The organism is [Mycobacterium] manitobense, from assembly GCF_025821665.1.
Taxonomy (GTDB): domain Bacteria; phylum Actinomycetota; class Actinomycetes; order Mycobacteriales; family Mycobacteriaceae; genus Mycobacterium; species Mycobacterium arseniciresistens.
This window is the reverse complement of sequence record NZ_JACKSJ010000113.1, coordinates 1-530: the sequence shown is the minus strand read 5'-3', so window position 1 is coordinate 530 and position 530 is coordinate 1. Positions and strand designations below refer to the sequence as shown.

1 protein-coding gene is annotated in these 530 nt (G+C 61.9%); it reads left to right on the top strand.

Features of this window, described 5'->3' with window-relative positions; translation table 11 throughout:
* Positions 1-530, top strand: a 530-nt coding sequence (locus H7I41_RS14265; protein ID WP_264013250.1) for a sulfotransferase family protein, incomplete at both ends; no start/stop codon positions are given.

Below are 530 nucleotides of genomic sequence, written 5' to 3'. Positions count from 1 at the left end.
TTCACCCTGGGGATGCCACGCACCGGCACCACCGTCATCAGTTACCTGCTCGACCAGGATCCCAATCCCCGGTCCCTGTTGCACTGGGAATGCATGACCCCGGTACCGCCGCCGGCCACCGGTGCGTTGCGCACCGACCCACGCTGTCTGGCACTCCTGGAGGAGCAGAAACAGATCCTGGAGTTGGTGAGGGCGGCGAAGATGCCGCTGCCGCACTGGGAGGATGCCGACGGACCCACCGAGTGCATGTTCATCCACAACCAGGACTTCAAAGGTCTATCCTGGGATGCGTTCTTGGCAAGCCCGCGTTACGCACGATGGCTGATCAACGAGGCCGATATGACCAGCGCCTACGAGTATCAGAAGCGCTATCTGCAAGTACTCCAATCGAAAGCGCCGGGCACCTGGAGCCTGAAGATGCCGTCGCATTCGGTGTACATCGACACCCTGCTGCAGGTGTTCCCCGACGCCCGGTTCATCTGGGCTCACCGGGATCCCTTCAAGGCGACGGGCTCGTTGGGCAACCTGTT